This window comes from Turicimonas sp. TL08 (assembly GCF_054660695.1).
The window spans coordinates 1-23,198 of the sequence record NZ_BAAGDP010000022.1 but is presented as its reverse complement, the minus strand read 5'-3'; the positions used below and the strand labels follow the sequence as shown (position 1 = coordinate 23,198).

Here is a 23,198-nt window from a genome sequence, read left to right as displayed (position 1 = left end):
GGATGATTATTCATCCAAATTAATTCATTACAATCAATGAGTTATCCTCATTGATCACTTTAAGTACAACGGAACGAGCGATGACGAAAGGACAACGCTCCAACAGAGAGACCGCAGATTATATCTTAAAAATCAAGAGGTTTTCAACTTCTCGATTTGCAAAAATTAATTTCTCTTAACCGTTCTTTTGCTGTTTCTGCAAACCCAACTTTCGCATACCGCATGGAGAAAACCGATAAAAAGCGCCACAATCTTGAAAGTCATGAATGATCAGCTTGGAGAATATGATGAGAAAGATTATATGGACGGTAGTTTCAGCCTTTGCCTTTACCGGAGCAGTAAACGCCCTTGAAACTGATGTAGCTCCGAAAGTAACCGATATTCAAAACCATCAGCCATCTACAGCCTTATATGTTGGAAACTCTTATAGCTTCTACAACTGCGGCGTGCACGGTTACGTAAGAGGTTTTGCAAAAGAAAGCAAGACTCCATGGAAAGCTCGTCTGCAAACAATTTCTTCTGGAAAACTCTCCTTCCATAATGTTCAGGAGTACCTAACTCCTCATGAAGGGGATCCCTACGTAAAAGAGAGCAAAGACGGCAAAACACCTCCGATGTTTGATGTTGTCCTTCTTCAGGCACTTTCTACCGAGCCAATCAATCCGAAGCTTGTACCGAACTTCAAGAAATACTTGAAACAGCATATCGAAACCGTCCGCGAACACGGATCAACACCGATTGTGGTAATGACGTGGGCACGTCAGGACAAACCGGAACAGACGCGTCAGTTAGCGAATTCCACTATTGAAGCAGCCAATGCCAATGACGCCATCGTCTTGCCGGTCGGTCTTGCCTTTGCAGAAAGCTTGAAGAAAAGACCTGATTTAATCCTCCATCAAAAAGATAAGAGCCACCCGACCGCTGCCGGTTCATACCTCTACGGTGCCATGATTTACGGATTACTCTTTAAGAAGTCTCCGGAAGGCTTCAAATTCTTAGGCGAATGCGAAAAGCCTCTGAAGCCTGCTGATGCGAAATACCTTCAGCAAGTAGCTTGGAACGTACTTAAAGAATTCTACGGTTGGAAAGATTAACCTGCTGTCCTCAAAACCAAAGGCACCGTTTTTCGGTGCCGTTTTCATGTATATGGTCGCAAATTACTACTACAGCTCGGACGGGGAAAGTCCGTAGCGCTTAAAAGTTTCAATCAAGAAATTCTGAACGACAGAGGAAGAGACGGCAAAATTAATATTCTGCGAGCGCTCCTCGGCCCATACCATTGTATTGACGCCTAATACCTTTCCGGTCTTCAAAGAAATTAATGGACCGCCGCTGTTGCCCGGGCTAATCGATGCATCAGTTTGCACCACTTTAATGCCGTCCAGATTTCGTAGTCCGCTGACTATGCCCCGGGAAATCGTCCATTCAAATCCTTGTGGAGCACCCACGGTAAAAACTTCTCCTCCAATGGTCGGCTGCACATCAAAGTCGAGAAAGGACTTAGATTGATAAGGAACTTGAATCAGCGCCAAATCGTTCTGAGAATCGAGAGAAACCACATTTCCCGTAAACACCTTTCCGTTTCTAAGTTTGATCTGAACTCTGGGACTATTTCCAACCACATGGTAGTTGGAAACTATCAGTGTCGGATGAATAAAGAAACCTGAGCCGAAGCCTCTTCCTGAGCGGATAACAACCGTGGCATTTAAATAATTCTGAAAATTAACGCCTTTTTCTGCCTTAGGCTGATCTGACGGAGCGGCTTCTGTGGTCGGCTGAGCAACCGGTGTGACTTGAGGAGAAAAGTACTCGGCAATCACTTGGTTTTGAAGAATCCGTCCCTCTCCTTCTTTAAGCATCTTCGCCGTTGAGTTTTGAATTGCTCTTAAAACCTCTTTTCCATCCTGCTCTTGAGACAGTAAACCGGAGAAGAGGCCGGAAGACGAGCCAACTCCTCCTTCATCATTTACTTTTATGGCGGTGAGATATTGCCTATCCTTATTTAAGAATTCCAAGTCCATGCCGGAAGTCATTCTTGCTTTCTTAGCCTGTCCCTCTCTCACGGTGAAACCTGCCTGATAGAGAACAAATCCTTGGCATTCAGGACACTGACTGTAGCTGTCAATCAATTTAGCTTTCTTAAAAACCGTATCTAACGAGGCTGTCACCGCGTAGCCGATGTTCTCCAGATCGATATCAATCTTGCCGCCGTTGTAGTTAACGCTTTGCGGAGGGTTAATAGGATTAGGCATCACGCCGATTACAGCATTAAAGGCCGGTTTGTCAGATGCCGGGGCGTAAAAATTCTTATCCATCGCGCCATGCCAAGCACATCCTGTCATGGCGAGCACAGAGAACAAAAGAAAAAAACGAAAGAACATCTTCATGAAGATAGGAAAAAGTTTTTAGCAAGCTCAAGAATGCTAACACCGCCTCCGGAAGCTTTCCTTAAGAGGCGGTGTGCAGATAAATTCTTTTTACTTTAAAAACAATTTATAACCAATTGATTTTCAGTGGTTATGCGAAAACTTTCTCCACTTCCGGTCTGAGTTTTTCAGTAACTGCAGCACTCATTTGGCCGATTCTCAGGCGCCTGAAGAGAACGTCTTCGGCACAGGAGGCGAATTCATGCTCTAAGCAATATTGAGCATATTCGACCACTTGAGCTGTTACGTCTTTTCCGTCTGCCAGTCCTTTATCCAGAGCTTCCGGATCAAAGTGATGGTTTCTGGCGATTGACATAAACATTGTGGAGCACGGTTTTTTATAGACAAGACCGGCGTCAATGGCTGCTGTCATAGCTTTTTCTGCTCTTTGACGATAGTTCTTCCAGCCGCCGCCGACAACTGTCACCATATTTTCAAACTCTGTCAGGATTAGACTGTTGCTGCCTTCGTGTCCTCGGCCGAAATTCTTCTTTGGAGTCACAATGGTATGAGAAAAAGAAGCCGTGACATTGTTGCTGTCAATGGAAAATTCCAAAAAAGGCTTAATTTTTTCTATAAGACGAGTAACGGCAGTTCCGCTGTCCTCGCCTTCTTTCTCTTCAACAACTCCAACCTCTGCCATCCGGTTCCATGGGGTGCAGAAAAGGCGCTGCTCGCCTTTAGCCTTTGGAGTAAGCATGCCGTACTCGCCTTCAAAATGTCCGGCTTCCATGACCATGCAGGTAAATTTCTTTACTTCAGTCAACGGAGTTGCCTCGGCATAGGCCATTTGGCGAACGGCATCGGCACCTTCTCCTGCAGCATTAAAAATCATTTTGCACTTAACCCGGAAAGACTGCCCGGTAAGCTGGTCTTCTAATGAAACCGACTGAATTCTGCCATTTGCATCTCTTTCCAGCTCTTTTGCAGAAACATAGTTCAGACAAACTGCGCCTTGTTTCTCTGCTGTCTTGATCAAAGCAATATTCAATCTTGCATCGTCAAATTGAATAGCTTTGAATTGAACGCCTCCGACTAATTCTTTTGCTTTGACGTCCGGCAATTTTCTGAGCACTTCTTCCGGTCTCAGGTAAAGAGGGCGCCCCATTCCGTACCCGCCGTAACCGGCAGAAGCACCGGCAAGCAAAGAGAAATAGTAAAAAGCCAGTGTGGAACCTTTGTAGCAAGGAATGATGAAATTCCTTTCTTTAACCAGATGCGGAGCATTCGCCAAAAGATACTTTCTTTCTTCCAAATCTTCTCTGAGCTGTTTCCACTCCTTGAGTCCTTTCAAGCAGGACGGTCCGGTCATGATGAGCTTTGTAGAAGAGCCGGAACTTCCGGAAGAAAAGTCTCCCGAATTCACCAGCAGCGTTTTAAATCCTCGTGATACGGAATCCAAAGCAATGGCAGAACCGGTCGAACCGCCGCCGATGATAACGACATCCCAGACCGTTTCTTGGTTTAGCTGCTCTAAATTGCGGTTTCTAATCAAACCGGATTTAAATACTTTTTCCATTCCCACTCCGGACAAAATTTGGAAATTATTGAGTTCTCAAAACGACTCTCTATTTTAGGTGGAAATTAATAATCAAGTGGTGAAGAAGAGTGCGGAATCTTGATTTTTTCTATGGAGTGAAAAAAAAAATCAAGAAAAAACAAGCTGGAAATACATCTCGGAAGATACCTCTGCTGGAGCTGGAAGTTCTGAGTGTGGCTTGTAAGTGAACATACACAAAGGTATATTTTCCCGCTTAACTGCAAAAAGCACAAGGCCTAACAATTTTTCGTAATTTGTGAAACAATAGAGTCACATACAACAACAAAAAAAGGAGCATGTATGAAACTTCCGGTACAAATCAGTTTTCATGGTATCGACCGCTCGGAAGCTCTCGAAGCATTAATTTCAAAAGAAGTGGAAGGACTTCACAAATTTGATGCCGACCTCATCAGCTGCCGCGTTGCAGTAGAAAGCGAAGGCAAACATCAAAACCAAGGCCGTGAGTGCAGCGTTCGCGTTTGCCTCAACGCCCCGGGACATGAATTCATCATGAACACAAAGAACGAAGACGCACACGCCGCTGTTCGTCAAGCATTCGATTCTTTGACCCGCCAAGTTAAAGATAATGCTGCTAAGAGAAGAGGCAACTAATTAGCCGCTTCTGACGACCGCCGAAAGGCGGTTTTTTTTCGCCTGATGCCGACGCAAGAAGCACCTCCGGGTTTTCCTTTCCTTTCAAAATCAAACAGTTTCTAACAGTACTGATCCTCTCCTATCGGGATTTGATATATATTAACGTGGCCAAATTTTCCATCTTCATTTTTGAGGTCCGGAAATAACTATATGGAACACAAAATTAATTTCGATATGCAGACACAACCAAAAACAAACGGAATTAGCGTCATCGGTGCAAAACAAAATAATTTAAAAAACATCGATGTTAATTTCGAGTACAACAAATTCACCGTTGTCACAGGAGTTTCCGGCTCAGGAAAATCCTCTTTGGTGTTCGATACGCTCTATGCGGAGGGCCAAAGAAGATATGTCGAAACTTTCAGCCCTTATGTCCGCCAATTTATGGACAGAATGGACCGTCCTCAAGTCGATAAGATTGAGGGTGTGCCTCCGGCTATTGCTATTGATCAGACAAATCCGGTTAGAACCTCCCGTTCTACTGTCGGGACAATGACCGAGATCAATGATCATTTGAAAATGCTCTTTGCTCAAGCTGCCGTGCTTTACTGCGAAAAATGCGGCAAAGAAGTCAAAGAGGACAGTCCCGAACATATCTATGCTTCTTTAATCGAAAACTGTGCATCCTTGCCGGAAAACACTCGTCTTTATGTTTGCTTTACCGTTGATGTCCCCAAAGATTATCCGGTGGAAGACGTTCTCGCCGGTTTAAGCGCACAGGGCTACACTCGTGCCGCTCCTTTAAAAAATGTGACTAAAGGGCCCGCAGTTGTAGAAGTTGTCGCCGGCCGCTTCAAGAGCTCTTCCGACAAGTACCGCATAATGGGAGCAATCGAAAATGCCCTGCAAACCGGCAAAGGCCACATGCACATTAGAGCGGAAACACCGGAAGGTGAAAAACTGGCTCAATGGAAATTTTCCAGTCAATTCTCCTGCGCCGAATGCGGTATTACTTACTCTAAACCTCATGCATCCACTTTCAGTTTCAATTCCCCGTTAGGCGCCTGCGAAACATGTAAGGGCTTCGGCCGCGTCATCGGTGTTGATTTCAACCTCGTTGTGCCTGATACCACGAAAAGTCTGAAAGACGGAGCTATCAAGCCTTGGACAACGGCCTCCTTCGAAGATTGTCAAAAAGAATTGCTCGAATATGCAAAACTCGAAGGCATCGATATCAACAAGCCATTCAGAGAGCTTTCACAAAAAGAGCAGAAGTTCGTCCTCGAAGGTGATCCGAAGTGGACTTCTTTCCGCTGCAAGAAATGGTACGGCGTAAAAAACTTCTTTGACTGGCTTGAAACCAAAGCCTACAAGATGCACGTGCGCGTGCTTCTGTCGCGCTACAGAGGATATTCCGAATGCCCGACATGTCGCGGCTCCCGTCTGAAATCCGCCTCTCAGCTTTGGAGAATCGGTTCTAAAGAACTTGCAGATAAGGTACTGGGAGGGTCTGGTCAAACCTATCAAAGATTCCGTCCCGTCGGCTCATCCTTCAGCGACAAAATTCTTCAGAACCTTCCGGGTCTGAACCTGCAGGACATCATGCTCCTGCCGATTGAAAGGCTTAAAGTCTTTTTTGATGAACTGAGCCTGTCGCCTGAACTGGAAAAAACCTGCGACCAACTTCTTAAAGAAATCCGTACCCGCTTCTCTTATTTAGTAGAAGTCGGCTTAGGCTATTTAACTTTGGATCGTCAAAGCCGTACTTTGTCCGGAGGGGAAGTCCAAAGAATTAATTTGACTACCGCACTCGGCACTTCTTTGGTCAACACCTTGTTTGTGCTCGATGAGCCGTCCATCGGTCTTCATCCCCAAGACATGGACCGAGTCAATTCCGTCATGCGCAAGCTCAGAAAAGCCGGCAATACCTTGGTTGTCGTCGAACACGATCCTCAAGTCATGCTCGCTGCCGACAGAATCATCGATATGGGACCGGGCCCTGGGGCTGACGGCGGCAGAATTGTTTTTGACGGTACTCCTCAGGAAATTAAGAAGGCTAAAACCCTAACCGGCAAGTATTTAAGCGGTGCTTTGCGCATCAATAAGAGAAAGCGCAAAAAAGTCAACGTTGTCGGTGAGGCTTTAGTTCTCTTAGGAGCCAAAGAGCATAACCTGAAAAATATCGATATCCGTATTCCTTTGGGCCATCTGGTTTGCGTTGCCGGTGTCTCCGGATCAGGCAAATCCACGTTGGTGCAAGATATTTTGGTTCCTGCACTTCGACAAGAAAAAGGACAAACCACCGAAGCGCCGGGCAAATTTGAATCTTTGATCGGCGCCGATAAAATCGACGATGTCATCTTTGTCGATCAAACTCCGATCGGCAAAACGACACGAAGCAATCCTGCGCTATTCGTTGGAGCATTTGACTACATCCGCGCTCTCTTCGCAGCCGCACCGCTGTCTCAGAAGAGAAACTATACGGCAGGTACCTTCAGTTTTAACTCCGGTCACGGGCGCTGTCCGACCTGCGAAGGAAGTGGCTTCCAACATGAAGAAATGCAATTCTTGTCTGATGTATACATCAAATGCCCGGACTGCGACGGTAAGCGCTATCGCCCTTCAACGCTTGATGTGCACATCACCCGTATGGGCAAAAGCTTGAACATCGCTGACGTTCTTGACCTCACGGTTCAGGAAGCTCTGTACTACTTCTCGGAAAATAAAAATATCGTCAATGCCTTAACTCCTTTAGTTAAGGTAGGTCTCAACTATTTGAAACTCGGCCAACCCGTGCCGACCTTATCCGGCGGAGAAGCCCAGCGTCTGAAACTGGCGAAATATCTTATTGAAGCAGCTAATGAAGCCGCCTCCAAGAAGCACAAGATGTTTGTCTTTGATGAGCCTACAACGGGTCTTCACTTCGACGATACCGCCAAGCTTATGAGTTCTCTTCGCGAGTTGGTTGACAACGGTCACTCCGTTCTGGTCGTCGAGCACAACCTTGACGTTATCGACGGTTCCGACTGGATTATCGAACTTGGACCTGAAGGCGGAGAAAAAGGCGGCGAAGAATTATTTGCCGGTACTCCGGATCATTTCGTTATTAAAGAAACTCCGACAGGAAAGGCATTGGCTTCCTACCGTCAGGCTCTTATCGAGAAAGATCCGACCGCATACTTTGTGAATGCTCCGGCAGAAGAAACAGAGATTGCAGAACAATATCCGAAAGATGCGATTTCTATCGTTAACGCTCGCGAGCACAATTTGAAGAATCTTTCTCTGACGATTCCGAGAAATAAATTCACGGTAGTTACCGGTGTTTCCGGCTCCGGCAAGTCTACCCTCGCCTTTGATTTGGTTTTCAATGAAGGGCAAAGAAGATATTTAGATTCCTTAAACGCATTCGCGCGTTCTATGGTTGCACCGGCAAGCCGGCCCGATGTGGATGCAATTTACGGTATTCCTCCGACCGTCGCTATCGAACAGAGAACATCCCGCGGCGGCCAAAAGTCCACTGTTGCTACTTTGACCGAGATTTACCATTTCCTCCGCTTGATTTACCTCAAGCTCGGAACCCAATATTGTCCGACCTGTCATGTTCCGGTTCGTCCGCAAACAAAAGATGCCATTATTGAAAAGGTTATCTCCGGTTTCTCCGGCAAGTCCGTGATGATTACCGCTCCTCTTATTAAGAACCGTAAAGGTTCGTACAGAGAAGTCTTCGAAAAAGCCCATAACAAAGGCTTTGAACGTCTTGTTGTCGACGAACAAATCGTAGGAACTTATCCGTTCCGTACGTTGGACAGATTCAAAGAACACAATATTGATCTTGTTGTTTCCGAGACTGTCATCAGCAAGGACAGAGAAAGAGAACTGGATCATGTCATTCAATCTGCCTTAGAGCTAGGAAAGGGTGTCCTCCAGGTCAGATGCGGAGGCAAAGTTGAAACGTTCTCAGCTATTCGCGCGTGCCCCGTATGTGAGACCAGCTTCCCGCAGCTTGACCCTCGTTTGTTCTCGTATAACTCGGCGATTGGCTGGTGTCCGTCCTGCCAAGGTTACGGCTTGGGCGTCTTCCAAGATGCTCTGGCCAGAGAAAACATTGATGAAGAAGATACGGAAACTTTAAAACTTTCCAATAACTGTACGGAATGTTCGGGTACACGATTGAATGAAGTTGCCAGAAACGTTCTGTTCTACGAAAAGAGCATTGCAGACATCTCCAACATGACGGTTGAAGAAGCTGAAGACTACTTCACTATGTTGGCGGATGCCGTCAAGGAAGATGAACGAGAAAATGCGATTGCAAAGGATGCCATTGCTGAAATCCTGTCTCGTCTGGCCTTCTTGAAAGAGGTCGGCTTGTCCTATCTCTCGCTTAATCGTTCTGCACCGACTTTATCCGGCGGCGAAGCCCAGCGTATTCGTTTGGCCTCCCAACTGGGTACCAACCTTCAGGGCGTCTGCTACGTTTTGGATGAACCAACCATCGGTCTTCATCCGAGAGACAACAAGATTCTCTTATCCGCCTTGGAAAAACTTGCAGATAAGGGCAACTCTCTGTTAGTGGTAGAGCATGACGAAGATACTATCCGCAAAGCGGATCATGTCATCGACATCGGTCCGGGAGCAGGTGCACGCGGCGGTCAGCTTATCGTCAACGGCACGATTGATGATCTTATTGCCAATGCCGACAAGTCTTTAACCGGTCAGTATTTGAAGAATCCTCTTCAGCATAAAGGCAAAGCTTTACTGAAGACGAAATCTACCGATCCTTTTGTTGAAGTCAAAGGCGCTTTCAGAAACAACCTGAAGGTTGATTCCGTCAAGTTCCCACTGAATAGACTAACAGTCGTGACAGGCGTTTCCGGTTCCGGAAAATCTACTTTATCTCGTGAAGTTCTTCTGCATAACTTGAAAGCCGCAGTTCAGGCTAAGGGAGAAAAAGTTAAATTTGTCGGCTGTCAAGATCTGCTTGGCTATGAAGCTGTAGACAGGGTTCTGGAGGTTGACCAAACACCAATCGGTAAGACACCGCGTTCTTGTCCGGCGACATACGTCGGTTTCTGGGATCAGATTAGAAAGCTTTTTGCAGCGTCGTCTGAAGCCAAGATGCGAGGGTATGGGCCGAACCGTTTTTCCTTTAACGTTGCTGTCGGCAGATGTCCTGACTGTGCGGGGCAAGGCTCAAAGACGGTGGAAATGAACTTCCTTCCGGATGTTCAGGTTCCATGCGAAACCTGCGGTTCGATGCGATTCAACGAGGAAACTCTGGCCGTAACCTGGAAAGGCAAAAACATCGGTGAAGTTCTCAAGATGGATGTGGATGAAGCTGTCGAATTTTTTGCCAGCCAGACCTCCATCGCTCATCCTTTGAAGCTGATGAAAGATGTCGGCCTCGGTTACTTGACCCTAGGTCAGCCTTCTCCGACCCTTTCCGGTGGGGAGGCTCAGAGAATCAAACTGGTTTCCGAACTTACCAAAGTGAAGGATGACATCACCTTGAGAGGTCGAAAGGCTCCTCACACCTTCTACGTTCTGGATGAACCGACGGTCGGACTTCACATGGCTGACGTTGATAAGCTCATTAAAGTTCTGCAGCGTTTAGTCAAAGCGGGCAACACCGTTGTAGTTATCGAACATAACTTGGATGTGATGGCTGAGGCTGACTGGATAGTCGATTTGGGCCCCGAAGGGGGATCTGAAGGAGGGAAAGTCGTATTTGCCGGTCCTCCCGAAAAACTTCTTAAGAAGGATACCCATACCGCAAAAGCGCTTCAGGAATTCTTAAATCGATAGCGTCAGGTCCCAGGGAGAGGTTAACAACCTCTCCTTCATTTTCCTGCTCATGATTCCTAAGACGTTCGGCAAAAGTCAACCGCTTTTTGGTGTTCGATATGGGTTTATCCCTACTTCACCTCTCCCCGTCTTAGGTCATAAATTTACGTGGTTCTTTGGAGGCTCCCTATAATCAGTGATGAATGAAGGGACAAGCGGTGTCTTCTTTTACGGACACCCGTGTGGAGAAAGCTGTGAATGAACATTATGAAAAAGGAACCTTAAGACTGCTACGGTACATCTATAACCAGATGGAGAGATGCAGGAATCTCGATTTTAGCCAGCTTGACATCACTTCTTCTCAAGCTAGTGTGATGCTGTTCCTCTTAAAAAATCGCAGTCGTCCCGTGACCCAGCAAAGCGTTCAATCAGCTTTAATGCTGTCTCACCCGACAATTACAGGATTAATGCAGAGATTAGAGTTCAAGGGATTTATTACTAGAGTCGCAAGTAAGGATGATAACCGCTGTAAGTTTGTTGCTCTGACTGACAAAGGACTTGAAATTGAAAAATCTCTCAAATCCAATTCAAAGAGCATGGAGCATAAAGCTCTTAAAGGCTTGACAACCAACGAACTCGTTATTTTGGATCATTGCCTTCGTACGATTGCGGACAATCTTAAAGATGACAATCAGCAATTTATGGAAGACATTGCCAAGAAAGCGGTTCGTGAAATGATGACCGCAGAACACTAATTAAGTTTCTCGCTTCAAACCGAGCATCCGGCCTCCTAGGTGATAAGCCTAGGAGGTTTGTTTATTCGCATAGCCTTTTTCCGTATTCTTAAAAATTTTCTTCCATAATTATCAAGTTCAATCCTCAATCTTCTTTCCAAGGAGAACTTCATGACAAGCCGTCGACAATTCCTTTCCGGCTGTGTTTTAGCTGCCGTCCCAACAGTTCCTGTCTTTGCAAACTCTAGTCATGCCGATGATTTTGACATGAATCAATACATCAAAGAACTCAAAGAATTGATGGATATTGATTCCAAGTCAGGCCATGTAGAAGGTGCAAACCAGATAGCAAATATTCTTGCAAACCGCTTTAAATCAATTGGCTGGACGGTCACCACACGAGACTGTGAAGGCCGTGGAAAGGCCCTCGTCGCAACAAATACGCCCGATCAAACACACTATGACGTTGTTTTATCCGTTCATTCGGACACGGTTCAGGCAGTTGGAAACGCCTCCAAATATCCTTTAACGATTAAAGATAACATTGCTCACGGTGCCGGCGTTGCTGACGATAAGAGCTCATTGAATGCTGTCTGGTGGATTTGCAAGAAGATTCCTAAAAAAGCTCAAGAAAAACTCAAGATTGCCGTTATTGTGAATCCCGGTGAAGAGTCCGGTTCTCCGGCCTCACGTGCCTTCATGGACGAACAAGCGAAGAAAACTGACATAGCCCTCGTCTACGAACCGGGCCGTCCCGGCAATGGCTTCGTCCGCTCAAGAAAAGGTTCAATGTTCCTCACTATCAACTTCCACGGAAGACCCGCTCACGCCGGCAATAATCCGCAAGACGGTAGAAATGCTGTTGAAGCTATGGCCATAGCTATTCCCGAAATTAAAGCCATTGCCTCTAAGTACAAAGACGTCACGCTGAATGCAGATGTAGTTAAAGGCGGTACTACTCCGAACACAATTGCAGAAGACGCAACCGTAGTCTTTGATTTCCGATTCTTCAATGATCAAACTCGTGATGCGGTCCTTGAAGATATCGAGAATCTTTGTAAACGAGGCTTCGCTCCTGACGTAACATCGGAACTTAAATATGTGGCAAAAAGCTCTGCTCTTGCCCATACGGATAAATCTCAAAAAGTTATAGATGTTATTGATAAAGCAGCCAAAGAGTTGGGACAACCGGCTCCTAAATGGATGGATGTCGGAGGAGCTTCTGACGGAAATCGATTCTCAGGCGCGGGCGCCGCTGTAGCATGTGCGATGGGAGTAGTCGGCGGAGATCTTCACCATCCGGAAAAAGAATGGTCCGATATGACCTCCGTTAAGCCGCGCATTGAGCTTGGAAGAAAAGTCCTTGAACTTCTAGCAGAACAAAAGTAAAGCGTCAAAATCTTAGTTGTTCCTAGAGGCGGAGATCAAGAAAGCTCGGAAATTCCGAGCTTTCTTACTTACGGCTCACGAAGAACCACGATTCACTGATTAGAGAACTTCAATCAGTTCATATTGCGGATTGCCCATTTTCTTTTCCGCCATTGCGGTGAGCTGTCTTAAACCGTGTCTGGTTTGCATTCTCTCAACGAGATCATGATTATCGGAGGTATGTGAGAAAACCAAGTCAACACAAGCCTGATCAATAGCAAGGATATCGGTAGAAGCAAGAATGCCGATATCAGCGATTGTAGGTTTAGCAGCAGCCGTTCCCGCGCAGTCACAGTCCACCGACATATTGCGCATAACATTGATGTAGGTAATGCGTTTACCGAAGTGGTCGATTGTCGCTTTAGCTGAATCAGCCATCAGTTCCATCAAACGTTCTTTAGCGGGCCAGTCATTCCAGTCAGCCGGCAATTCCCCCATCACATCGTGAACCTGGCGTTTCCCCACTTTGCCGGAAGCACAGCCAATAGCAATGTTCTTCATGGAGCCGCCAAAGCCGCCCATCGCGTGCCCTTTAAAGTGTGTTAACACGAGCATCGAATCGTAGTTGAGGATATTTTTACCCATTGCGACTTCTTTCAAATGGAAGCCGTCTTTAACCGGAAGATTTGCGTCGCCGTCCTCATCCATGATATCCACCGGGCAAAACGTCCAACCATTAATCTTGAGTGTTTCGCGATGCTTCTCAGTCGTGACGCGATCACCGTCGTAAAGCGTATTGGTCTCCACAATGCTGCTTTCTGGAATAGTCGATTGAAGCCCTTGAACCATTTCTCTGGGAATAATATTGGGTCCATGTCGTTCGCCGGTGTGAAGCTTAATTGCCACCTTTCCGTAGATTTCACTGTTGACAAGGTTGTAAAGCTTTACGAGATGCTCAGCGTCAATTTTGCGTGTGAAATAAACCTTTGCTGCTGAACCGTTGTACTTTCCAGGTTCGACACGCTTCGAACCGATAACAGGCGTAAGAACCGGACTATTTACAAATGAACCTTCGCATCCGCAGCAGCAATTATCTTTGCTTGTCATAGGCTATTTCTCCTAGAGTTATCAGTTAATTCGGATTTTAGGCAGACACACAAACTTGTCCTGCCTGATTATGCGTATAACTGTTCCAAAAATGCAGGACTATTCCAAAGTTAATCCTCTATCTGTACTCACCAAACCGGTTTTAATGTGAGCTAAGAGGAAGAATTACGACCTTCTTTCAACCCACCACATTGCAATTGACGCAAGTACCAGCATCATCAGCGACGGCATGAGCGCAGAAATAAAGGACGGCACGCTTTGCAATACGCTCATGAATGCAAAAATATTGTTCAAGGCGTAATACAGAATACCAATCATAATCCCGCAGAAAATCTTGATGGCCATACCGCCGGCACGCGCACTTTGATAAGCGAAGGGCATCGCTAAGACCAACATCACGAGAATGGCCAAGGGATAGAACATCTTCGACCAAAATGCAGTATCGAAAATCTTATAGGTCTGACCGTTGCTCTTCAAATACTCAACATAGTGATAGAGTTCCTGGAGAGACATGTACTCCGGCTTAACCATCAGTAATCCGAAAATATTCCCATCAAGATGCTTACCCCAAACAAGTCTCGGTGTATGAATTACTTCTACCTTCTCGTTTGAAACTTCTCTGGATTGCTTTGGAATAATCGGTAATTTTTCTTCTTTTGCATCCGTCAGAACCCAACCTTCGCTCTCGGAATAGCTCCCTTCTTTAGCTGTCACGATAGAAGTCATGTCTCCTTCCGGGTTGAAGACATAAATCTTCCAGTCGTAAGCAGCTTCATTAGGACGAAGACTGGAAACATTCACAAAGCGGATGCTGGTCGGTTTGCCGTCTCCGTCTCTAACAACATCGCGAACCCAGATGCCGGAATCCAAATCCTTACCGCTGAAAGAATCCCCTGTGATGTCAAGTTTGGCGACCTTGGAGTAGCGGTGCGCAGGAGGAGCCACATACTCTCCGAGTACGTAGGCAAATAAAACCATAACTAAGCCCGGAACCATCAGCATGGAAGCGAACTTCCACGGACTGACGCCCGAGACTCTCATCACCGTAAACTGGCTGGTAGCAGCCAATCTGGAAAGCGTAAAGATAGCCCCCAACATAACGGCAATAGGCAGAACCTGATAGCAGCGCATCGGCAGCACTAAGGCTGTAAGCATAAAGGCCTGACCAATGCTGTAAGTCGTTCCGATCTTGCTTGACTGACCGATTAAATCGAAGAATGCAAAAAGAGCAACCAATGCTAAGAGCACAAATAAACTGCTCTTAATCACCTGGCTAAAAATTAATTTTCCTAAGACTTTCATGCCTGCTCCTTCTTATTGCTCTTCAATTTTCTGAAAGGAGCTAAAACCCAGTTAACGACAATCGTATCAATGTGGCGCGTATTCATTGTCATTAATCGGTAGAACAAGAAAATAGCCAGCACGATAAATGGCAGATTCATCACAATCGTCGCTGACCAAATATCAAAGACGCCCTTGATAATCCAAGTCTTGAAGATAGATAAACAGTTCAAATAAAGAATAAAGAACAAAACAGCCGCGGTCTGCCCGTAATACTTCAATGCTCTCGGGTTTGTATAAGAAAGAGGAATTCCTAAGAGAGCCAGAATAACCGCCACGATTGGCCAGTTAATTCTCCAAAATAATTCTGCAACAGCTTGTTTGTTAGTAGGAACCAATGCCAATAAAGCCGGAAGCTGCATGGAGTCAACTTTCAAATTCGCTTTCACGTTGCTTGGAGAGGTATCCAGTCTGAGCTCGTATGTCCCGAAATCCGTTATCTGAGCATCTTGTCCGTTTGCAGGTACTTCATAGCGTTTTCCATCGTTGAGCACGACATAACGGTCACCGTTAGGATGCTCCTCAATTCTTCCCTTCTTGGAAGATACAACGGTCTGTGCGCCGCTTCGGCTCGGCTCAGCCATAAACACTCTTTCTACCGTTTTATTGTCTTGGTCGACGGCCTCTAAGAAAAAAATCTGTTTACCGCTCTTGGCCTCAATAAACTGGCCGGAAGAAAGCCTTGTGACGTCATCTCTTTGCGCGAATCTTTCTTTATAGGCGGCAAGCTCGGCTCTGGACCACGGAGAAATAACCAAGGAACAAAGGCCTACCAAAATCACGATAGGAATAGAAAACCTTAAAACAGGACGAATCCAAGTTGCCAGACTGCACCCGCCCGCGGAGAACCATACAAACATTTCGCTGTCGCGCCAGGATCGGTTCAGCGTCATAAATACGGCTAAAAACAAGGCCAGTGTAATTAAGGGGGGCAAATTCACCAAAGAAGAATAAGCAACGATCTCCAAGATGGAGTTACTGTCGTATCTTCCTCCGGCGGTTTGATTCAGAATTTGTACGAGCCCGATAGTTACCACAATGGAGAAGAGAACGGTAAACGCCCCTCCAGCAGTATTTTGTAATTCTGATATTAAAGCACGGCGGTAAATCATCGTTTATGGTTCGACTCAACAAAGAGCAGTTAGCCCTGATTCAAACAAACTATTAGTTTACCTCGTGCTTTCCTTCTTGAGTAGTTTAAGCTTGAAGTGAATCTCATTAAATACACAAAGCATTACTCATTTGCGCCAGTTGCCGACGGCATGACAGGCAACTTCAACGATCGAACCCATATTTTCTACCTTTCTCATCTCAGGCTTGACCTTTTTGCAGATATCTTTCGCATAGGGACATCTAGGATGGAAAGTGCACCCTGCAGGCGGTTCCAGCGGATTAGGAACCTCCCCTTGGATTTTCTTTCTAGGCTTGCCCACGCTTCTAATATCCGGAATCGCATCCAATAAAAGTTGAGTATATGGATGCAGAGGATAGTTAAATAAAGTCTTTTTATCGGCAAGTTCAACCAAGCGTCCTAAATACATCACCCCGACGCGGTCGCTGATGTGATGTACCACAGAAAGATTGTGAGAGATAAATAAATAAGTGAGACCGATTTCCTTCTGAAGATTCTGCATCAAGTTCAAAACTTGAGCTTGTACAGAAACGTCCAGAGCCGAAGTTGGCTCATCACAAACAATGAACTCCGGGTGAATGGCAATTGAGCGAGCAATCGAAATTCTTTGTCTCTGGCCTCCGGAAAACTGGTGCGGATATCTAAACTTATCTTCCGGTGACATGTTCACCAACCAAAGAACGGAATCGATACGGTCTTGAATTTCCTTTTTATCAGTAAGGACTTTCTGAGCGATGATAGGCTCGGCAACAATTCTTCCGACACTCCAACGGGGATTCAAACTTGCGTATGGATCTTGGAAGATCATCTGAATCTTGTTATGCAGCTCCTTGGCATCCTTTCCTTTAACGTTAGCCATATCCAAGCCGTTAATTTCTACACGGCCGAAGGTTGGTTTGTGCAAACCAACCAGCATTCTCGCTGTCGTGGATTTACCGCATCCGCTTTCACCTACCAAGGACAAGGTCTCTCCTCTTCGGATTTCGAATGACACACCGTCAACCGCCTTCAGAATAGTTTTCGGTTTTCTTTCGATAAGTCGGTTTAGCAAAGGAGCGGAGACATCAAAATACTTTCCGATGTTCTGAACTTTAACTAGAACGCTCTGTTGGGTTTTAGCTTCTACGTGCATCGGCTAGTTCCTTTCTGATGTAGTAAGGCTGAGTTCTGTATTTCGCAATTTCTTCACTGCGAGACTTCCAGCAAGCGACCATCACATTATTTACAGATTCCATCTGAGGTCTCTCTCCGATACACCTTTCATCTGCCAAAGGACAGCGCGGATGAAATGCACAGCCTTTAGGCACTTCATTGAGCCGCGGCATGTGACCTGGGATCTGAGTTAAGAACTCGGCATCTTCTCCGATTTTCGGAATTGCTCCCATCAAGCCGGAAGTGTAGGGATGCAACGGAGAATGAATGATGGCTTTGGTTTCTCCAATCTCGACTAACCTTCCCGCGTACATAATAGCTACTCTGTCCGACGCTTCAGCGATGACGCCTAAGTCATGAGAAACAAGCATCACGGCAGTGCCCTTTTCTTTGCACAAAGTTTTCAGCAAATCAATAATCTGCGCTTGAATTGAAACGTCCAATGCTGTCGTCGGCTCATCGGCAATCACCAGTTTCGGGTCTCCCGCCAAAGCCAAGGCAATGACAACACGCTGTCTCATGCCTCCGGAGAATTGATGAGGATAATCATCGACTCGTTTTTCAGCCGCCGGAATCCCCGTTTTCTTTAAAAGCTCTATCGCCTCCTCGCGAGCTTCTTTTTCAGAAAGACTTCTATGCGTGACAATTGTTTCAACGAGCTGCTCTCCTACGGTAAACAGCGGGTTCAAACTTGTTAACGGATCTTGGAAAATCGCACCGACGATTTTTCCTCTCAGCGCTGAACGCTCTTTTTCAGATAGATTATCTACTCGTTTACCGTTAACCCATATTTCTCCTGCGCTGACATGGGCCGGATGATCCAGTAATCCAATAATGGCATTGCCGGTCATAGACTTTCCCGCGCCGGATTCTCCGACTACACCGAGGATTTCTCCGGGATATATCTCTAGATTCACATTATCCAGAGCAATAAGGAGTTCTTTTCTTGTGGGAATCTCAACTCTGAGATTTTTCACTTCCACCAATGGATTCTTTTCTGTCATGACTGTCCTTGAAGCTTTGGATTTAAAGCATCTCTCAGCCAATCGCCGAGAAGATTAATCGTTAAAACAAACACGATCAGAGTTAAACCCGGAAAGATGGTGATCCACCATTCACCGGAGAATAAGAACTCGTTGCCGATGCGGATGAGCGTTCCTAAAGACGGCGTTGTAGGAGGGACCCCAACCCCCAGGAAGGACAAGGTAGCCTCAGTAATAATGGCGGTAGCAATCTGGACCGTCACCAAGACGAGAATCGGACCTAAAACGTTAGGGAGGATATGAGTAAACATGATTCTCAAAGAACTCACGCCGAATACTTGCGCGGCCTGCACATATTCCCTCTTCTTTTCCGCCAAAGTCGAACCTCTGACAGTTCTCGCATATTTAACCCAGCCCGACAAAGAAATGGCAAAAATCAGTACAGCATAAGATGCCTCGTCATGAGTTCCTTCCGGCAAAACTACCCGAATCACGCCGTCAATCAATAAAGCTAAAAGAATTGCCGGGAAGCTGAGCATAACGTCACAGAAGCGCATGATAACTGCATCTGTCACTCCTCCGACATAACCTGAAAGAAGACCCAGGGAGATACCGAGGACAACCGAAATAAACACGGAGGAAAGACCGATTTCAAGAGAGACTCTCAATCCGTAAAGAATTGCTGAAAGCATGTCTCTTCCCTGATCATCCGTTCCCAAAAGGAACTCGCGGGAGCCGCCCTCCTCCCAAGCAGGAGGAAGGAAAGCATTTGCCAGATCAAATGATGCCAAATCGAACGGATTGTAGGGCGCAATCCAACTTGCAAATACGGCAGACAGAATCATTCCTGCTGCGATAACAAAACTCAGGATGATGACAGGAGCATGTCTAAATCGCCAGCATAAATCGGAATCCCAAAATCTAAGGAATTGCAATTTAAGTCTGGTTAAAAGGCTGTCTGTCTGAGTATTAGGCATTCTTATCCTGCTAAATCTTTAAATCTTTTTTCTAATGTTTTTACTAACAAAGTAGCGGCTAGGGGAATAATTTCATCGTTGAAATCGAAGTATCCGTTGTGCGCAGGAGCGCCACCCTGTCCTACTCGAATATAAGCACCGGGAACCGCTCCGGCCATAAAGGCAAAATCTTCACCGCCGGTTGCTCTCGGGTAATTTCTTTTCATATTTTCTTCACCTACCAGTTCAGCTCCGACATCGGCAATTGCTTTGGCCTGTTCCTCACTATTAATAAGAGGAGGATACTTTCTGTCATAGTCGAGGACAGCAGTGCACCCAAAAGCAGCTGCCGTATTCTCAGCAACTTCTTTTAAACGTTTTTCAATCAAATCCCTGGTTCCCGGCTTAAAGGTTCTAGTAGTTCCGACTATCTGGCAAGAATTAGGAATCACACTTTGTGCTAGAGGATCTCCTGAATGAATCGAGCCGCATGAAACTACAGCAGAATCCAAAGGACTTACGTTTCTGGAAACTAAAGTCTGAAGGGCCGTAATAATGTAAGCTGCAGCAACAATAGGATCACTGCAATTTTCCGGACGAGACCCATGGCCGCCTTTTCCTGTAATGGTAAGAGTAAATGCGTCGGCAGCTGCCTGCATTGCTCCGTAATTCAAAGCCAGCTCTCCGGGGCGAAGAGCAGAAGCAGTGTGATAGGCATAAATTTCTTGTACCGGAAATCTTTCAAAAAGACCGTCATCCATCATGACTTTTGCACCCGACCATCCTTCTTCCCCGGGCTGGAAAATCAAAATCGCTTTGCCGACAAAGTTTCTTGTCTGAGCTAAATATTTGGCAACCGCTAAGAGAGTTGCTCCATGGCCGTCATGCCCGCATCCGTGCATTCTGTTTCCTAAGCAAGAAACATGATCATGGTCGCTCATTTCTTTCATCGGAAGAGCGTCGATATCAGCACGCAATCCTAATGAGGCGCCCTCTTTGGAAGAGCCGTAAACTACTCCTACGACACCGCAGCCTCCGATCTTTTCATGAACTTCATCCACGCCATAGGAGCGAAGAAAATCTGCGATCTTCTTAGAAGTTCTTGGAGTATCCAAACCAATTTCAGGATTCCGATGAAAATCCTGTCTTATCTCTCTAAATTCATCTTTCCATGATTCGATTAGAGGAATTGAAGCTTTTTTCAGATCTACTACGGGTTCTTGAGAAACAAACATCTTAATCCTTACGCTTGTGATTTACCGTCAATCTTGAGACGTGGGTCCACAGCCACATAGAGCAGATCCACAATAAGGTTCACCACAACAAAAATAAAAGAAATGAGACAGAGATAAGCCGCCATTACGGGAATATCTGCAAATTGGACTGCTTGAATAAAAAGCAGCCCCATTCCCGGCCACTGAAACACTGTCTCCGTCACAATAGAGAAAGCAATAATTCCTCCCAATTGCAATCCGGTAATCGTGATAACGGGAAGAAGCGTATTCTTCAAAGCATGGCGGAAATAAATAGAACGCTGCGAGATTCCTCTGGCCCGAGCAAATTTAATGTAGTCCGTCCTCAGCACTTCGAGCATTTCTCCTCTGACCAATCTCATCAGCAGTGCAATTTGGAAAACAGCTAACGTAATAGCGGGCAAGATAATGTGAAGAATTCCATCTTTGGTAAAGAGGCCGGAAGTCCACCAGCCAAAAGCTACTGTATCGCCTCTTCCATAGGACGGCAGCCATCCTAACCAGACGGAAAAAACCAAAATCAGCAAAATACCAATGAGGAAAGTCGGCAATGAAATGCCGATCAAAGAAAGCCCCATCAGCCACTTTGCTATAAGAGAGTTTCTCTTCAAAGCAACGAAAACGCCTAAAGGAATCCCTACAAGAGTTGCAACAAAAGCAGAGAAAAACGCTAGCTCAATCGTGGCAGGCATTTTTGCCTTCAGCAATTCTGATACCGGAGCTCCTTGTCTCAAAGAAACTCCGAAATCACCTTGCGCGGCTTTTCCTACGAATGCCGCGTACTGTTCCCAAATAGACTTATCTAGACCTAAAGAATGTCTCAGTGCTTCTCTATCTGCTTCGGTAGCTTCCTGTCCGAGCATTTGCATGACAGGGTCGCCAACGAACTGAAATAAAAGGAACGCGATAAGAGTGACGATCAACATCACGAAAATCGCCTGAAACATTCGTTTTACAACGAATACAAACATCAAAAAAATCTTTCAGATTATTTATTAACTTTTACTTTATCGATTTCAAGTCTGTTGTCAGAGCGAATTTCCGCATCAATGTTCTTCCCCATACCCCAAGTGATGAGCTGAGTATGCAGAGGAAGCTCATAGACCTTATCACTAATAATCTTCAAGGCCTTGGCAATATCAGCATTGCGAACCTTAGGATCGGATTCAACTTTAATCTTCTCGACGAGAAGATCAATTTCAGGGTCAGACACTCTTCCGATGTTAGAAAGACCATTACCTTTCTTCGTATCAAATGTAGAAACTAAGGACTGTATGCTGAACAATGCATCCTGAGTACTGCAGCCCCAACCTACCATACCTGCAGAAGTATCAAAGCTTAAGACTTTCGGGAAGTAATTGGCTCTAGGCATGGCGTTAACATTAACTTTGACGCCAATTTTTGCCCACATGCCCGCTAAAGCTTTGGCAATAGCCTCATCATTAACCCAGCGGTTATTCGGAGTATCCAAGGTAAATTCAAAACCATTTGGATATCCGGCCTCAGCTAGAAGCCTCTTGGCGGCTGCAACGTCATAAGGATGGCGAGCATCTTGTTCAGGAGTCCAACCTGCGACATTAGGAGGAATAATTGAGCCGGTCGGAATTGCTGAACCTCGCATGACCGTTCTCTTCAAAGTCTGAATGTCAATTGCTTGGTATAGAGCTTTTCTTACTCTTTCATCTTTGAAAGGGTTCTTGTCAGTGGCTTTACCGTCTACTCGAACATAAGGGGACTTGTCTCTGTATTGATCAAGGGAAATCATCAACACTCTGAGTTCAGGCCCTTCTACTAACTTAACTTTGTCATTGCGTTTTAATCTCTGAGCATCTTGAGGTGCTAAATCTAAAACAAAGTCAACTTGGCCGGAGAGCAAAGCGGCGGTACGAGTGGCAGCTGATTTAATAGGAGTGTAGATAGCTTCTGTTACGTTACCGACCTTATTTGCTTTATTCCACCAATCCGGATTCTCCACAAATACTGTCTTAACATCTACTTCACGGCTCTTGAGTTTGAACGGGCCTGTACCATTAACATTGCGTGCTGCGTAGGACTCTTCTTTTTCGACGTAATTTTGAGGATTTACAACGTTATGTTCTTCTGCCCACTTCTTATTAAGAATACGCAAGTGGGTGAGTTGGTTGAGAATAACAGGACTCTGAGTAGAGGTTTTAATAAACACTTGTCCGTCAGGGCGTACCTCTGCATCAAGAATTCCGGCAGTGTATGTACGGAATTGAGAAAGCGGATGAAGGGCACGCTTAATAGAAAAAACAACGTCTTCAGGAGACAAAATTTGACCTTCATGGAACTTAACGTTCGGTCGAATCTTGAAAAGGAAGCCACCCGGCTCTTTTGACCAGCTCTCTGCTAAGCAAGGAATGATTTCAGAATTTTTGCCTAAATTGACAAGAGTTTCGTATACATAAGAGTTAGCAGCGCTGTTAAGTCCTTCATTCTGAGCATGAGGATCAAAGGTAAGAATATCTCCCTGGCTTGCCCACTTAAAAGTTTCAGCAAATGATGCCCCAGAGAAAGTTGCCGCAACAGCAGCGACTAAACAAACAGATGCTAATTTAACTTTAAACATGGGTACTCCGATATTTTTATTGGTTTTAGAACGATCATTTTTATAACACTGAAACACTATATTTCAACAGAAACATAATATTATTTTCAAGCGATCGTCTATTTCGGTTTCCCAAAAGACAAAACCCTCGGAGCCGTAATGACTTCGAGGGTCTGTTTTAAATAATTGAGCCCGGAGGCTACCTACTTTCGCAAGAAATACAACTCACTATCATCGGCGTGGAGGCGTTTCACTGTCCTGT

16 protein-coding genes are annotated in these 23,198 nt (G+C 45.6%); 5 read left to right on the top strand and 11 right to left on the bottom strand.

Going from position 1 to position 23,198, the window contains the following annotated elements; genetic code table 11:
• Positions 1 to 287: 287 nt before the first annotated feature.
• A complete protein-coding gene (locus ACYQ4O_RS10470; RefSeq protein WP_308514540.1) occupies positions 288 to 1,094 on the top strand; it encodes an SGNH/GDSL hydrolase family protein in 807 nt (268 codons plus the stop codon).
• 69 nt (positions 1,095 to 1,163) lie between these two features.
• Here the strand turns inward: ACYQ4O_RS10470 and ACYQ4O_RS10465 are convergent, their stop codons facing one another.
• Both ACYQ4O_RS10465 and ACYQ4O_RS10460 read right to left on the bottom strand, forming a co-directional pair.
• Positions 1,164 to 2,342, bottom strand: coding sequence for a S1C family serine protease (locus tag ACYQ4O_RS10465; protein WP_460175559.1), 1,179 nt, complete (start codon positions 2,340 to 2,342; stop codon positions 1,164 to 1,166).
• A 175-nt stretch (positions 2,343 to 2,517) separates the two neighbouring features.
• Positions 2,518 to 3,945, bottom strand: coding sequence for an FAD-dependent oxidoreductase (locus tag ACYQ4O_RS10460; RefSeq protein WP_460175552.1), 1,428 nt, complete (start codon positions 3,943 to 3,945; stop codon positions 2,518 to 2,520).
• A gap of 321 nt (positions 3,946 to 4,266) precedes the next feature.
• Between ACYQ4O_RS10460 and ACYQ4O_RS10455 the strand changes: the two genes are divergently transcribed.
• The 4 genes from ACYQ4O_RS10455 (at position 4,267) to ACYQ4O_RS10440 (ending at position 12,464) form a co-directional block, all read left to right on the top strand.
• Positions 4,267 to 4,578: an HPF/RaiA family ribosome-associated protein gene (locus tag ACYQ4O_RS10455; RefSeq protein ID WP_066593989.1), complete on the top strand. Its 312-nt coding sequence runs from the start codon at positions 4,267 to 4,269 to the stop codon at positions 4,576 to 4,578.
• A 192-nt stretch (positions 4,579 to 4,770) separates the two neighbouring features.
• A complete protein-coding gene (gene uvrA, locus ACYQ4O_RS10450; RefSeq protein WP_460175551.1) occupies positions 4,771 to 10,362 on the top strand; it encodes an excinuclease ABC subunit UvrA in 5,592 nt (1,863 codons plus the stop codon).
• Between the two features lie 233 nt (positions 10,363 to 10,595).
• Positions 10,596 to 11,096 (top strand): MarR family winged helix-turn-helix transcriptional regulator, encoded by a 501-nt coding sequence (locus ACYQ4O_RS10445; protein ID WP_302944647.1) that lies wholly within the window; start codon positions 10,596 to 10,598, stop codon positions 11,094 to 11,096.
• Positions 11,097 to 11,246: 150 nt separating this feature from the next.
• Entirely contained in the window at positions 11,247 to 12,464 is a 1,218-nt protein-coding gene (locus ACYQ4O_RS10440) for a M20/M25/M40 family metallo-hydrolase (RefSeq protein WP_460175550.1), read from the top strand.
• 99 nt (positions 12,465 to 12,563) lie between these two features.
• On the opposite strand, the gene ACYQ4O_RS10435 is transcribed toward ACYQ4O_RS10440, so the two are convergent.
• From ACYQ4O_RS10435 to ACYQ4O_RS10395, 9 genes are all read right to left on the bottom strand, one after another.
• Entirely contained in the window at positions 12,564 to 13,550 is a 987-nt protein-coding gene (locus ACYQ4O_RS10435; RefSeq protein ID WP_460175549.1) for a DUF362 domain-containing protein, read from the bottom strand.
• A 165-nt stretch (positions 13,551 to 13,715) separates the two neighbouring features.
• Positions 13,716 to 14,852: an LPS export ABC transporter permease LptG gene (lptG, locus tag ACYQ4O_RS10430; protein WP_308514527.1), complete on the bottom strand. Its 1,137-nt coding sequence runs from the start codon at positions 14,850 to 14,852 to the stop codon at positions 13,716 to 13,718.
• Positions 14,849 to 16,003, bottom strand: a complete 1,155-nt coding sequence (lptF, locus tag ACYQ4O_RS10425; RefSeq protein ID WP_460175548.1) for an LPS export ABC transporter permease LptF — start codon at positions 16,001 to 16,003, stop codon at positions 14,849 to 14,851. The genes lptG and lptF overlap by 4 nt, the downstream gene beginning before the upstream one ends.
• Positions 16,004 to 16,129: 126 nt before the next feature.
• A complete protein-coding gene (locus ACYQ4O_RS10420; RefSeq protein ID WP_460175547.1) occupies positions 16,130 to 17,155 on the bottom strand; it encodes an ABC transporter ATP-binding protein in 1,026 nt (341 codons plus the stop codon).
• Positions 17,139 to 18,179: an ABC transporter ATP-binding protein gene (locus ACYQ4O_RS10415; RefSeq protein ID WP_460175546.1), complete on the bottom strand. Its 1,041-nt coding sequence runs from the start codon at positions 18,177 to 18,179 to the stop codon at positions 17,139 to 17,141. The genes ACYQ4O_RS10420 and ACYQ4O_RS10415 overlap by 17 nt, the downstream gene beginning before the upstream one ends.
• Complete coding sequence (locus tag ACYQ4O_RS10410; protein ID WP_460175545.1) at positions 18,176 to 19,135, bottom strand: ABC transporter permease; 960 nt, start codon at positions 19,133 to 19,135, stop codon at positions 18,176 to 18,178. Before ACYQ4O_RS10410 ends, ACYQ4O_RS10415 begins: the two co-directional genes overlap by 4 nt.
• Positions 19,136 to 19,137: 2 nt before the next feature.
• Positions 19,138 to 20,349 (bottom strand): amidohydrolase, encoded by a 1,212-nt coding sequence (locus tag ACYQ4O_RS10405; RefSeq protein WP_460175544.1) that lies wholly within the window; start codon positions 20,347 to 20,349, stop codon positions 19,138 to 19,140.
• 8 nt (positions 20,350 to 20,357) lie between these two features.
• On the bottom strand, positions 20,358 to 21,338 hold the full coding sequence (locus ACYQ4O_RS10400) for an ABC transporter permease (RefSeq protein WP_277031130.1): 981 nt from the start codon (positions 21,336 to 21,338) through the stop codon (positions 20,358 to 20,360).
• A 17-nt stretch (positions 21,339 to 21,355) separates the two neighbouring features.
• Entirely contained in the window at positions 21,356 to 22,957 is a 1,602-nt protein-coding gene (locus tag ACYQ4O_RS10395; protein ID WP_460175543.1) for an ABC transporter substrate-binding protein, read from the bottom strand.
• Positions 22,958 to 23,198 lie beyond the last annotated feature (241 nt).

Coding starts and splice junctions, on each gene's coding strand:
- ACYQ4O_RS10470 (WP_308514540.1), top strand. CDS start 288: ATGAGAAAGATTATATGGACGGTAGTTTCAGCCTTTGCCTTTACCGGA.
- ACYQ4O_RS10465 (WP_460175559.1), bottom strand. CDS start 2,342: ATGACAGGATGTGCTTGGCATGGCGCGATGGATAAGAATTTTTACGCC.
- ACYQ4O_RS10460 (WP_460175552.1), bottom strand. CDS start 3,945: ATGGAAAAAGTATTTAAATCCGGTTTGATTAGAAACCGCAATTTAGAG.
- ACYQ4O_RS10455 (WP_066593989.1), top strand. CDS start 4,267: ATGAAACTTCCGGTACAAATCAGTTTTCATGGTATCGACCGCTCGGAA.
- uvrA (WP_460175551.1), top strand. CDS start 4,771: ATGGAACACAAAATTAATTTCGATATGCAGACACAACCAAAAACAAAC.
- ACYQ4O_RS10440 (WP_460175550.1), top strand. CDS start 11,247: ATGACAAGCCGTCGACAATTCCTTTCCGGCTGTGTTTTAGCTGCCGTC.
- ACYQ4O_RS10435 (WP_460175549.1), bottom strand. CDS start 13,550: ATGACAAGCAAAGATAATTGCTGCTGCGGATGCGAAGGTTCATTTGTA.
- lptG (WP_308514527.1), bottom strand. CDS start 14,852: ATGAAAGTCTTAGGAAAATTAATTTTTAGCCAGGTGATTAAGAGCAGT.
- lptF (WP_460175548.1), bottom strand. CDS start 16,003: ATGATTTACCGCCGTGCTTTAATATCAGAATTACAAAATACTGCTGGA.
- ACYQ4O_RS10420 (WP_460175547.1), bottom strand. CDS start 17,155: ATGCACGTAGAAGCTAAAACCCAACAGAGCGTTCTAGTTAAAGTTCAG.
- ACYQ4O_RS10415 (WP_460175546.1), bottom strand. CDS start 18,179: ATGACAGAAAAGAATCCATTGGTGGAAGTGAAAAATCTCAGAGTTGAG.
- ACYQ4O_RS10410 (WP_460175545.1), bottom strand. CDS start 19,135: ATGCCTAATACTCAGACAGACAGCCTTTTAACCAGACTTAAATTGCAA.
- ACYQ4O_RS10405 (WP_460175544.1), bottom strand. CDS start 20,349: ATGTTTGTTTCTCAAGAACCCGTAGTAGATCTGAAAAAAGCTTCAATT.
- ACYQ4O_RS10400 (WP_277031130.1), bottom strand. CDS start 21,338: ATGTTTGTATTCGTTGTAAAACGAATGTTTCAGGCGATTTTCGTGATG.
- ACYQ4O_RS10395 (WP_460175543.1), bottom strand. CDS start 22,957: ATGTTTAAAGTTAAATTAGCATCTGTTTGTTTAGTCGCTGCTGTTGCG.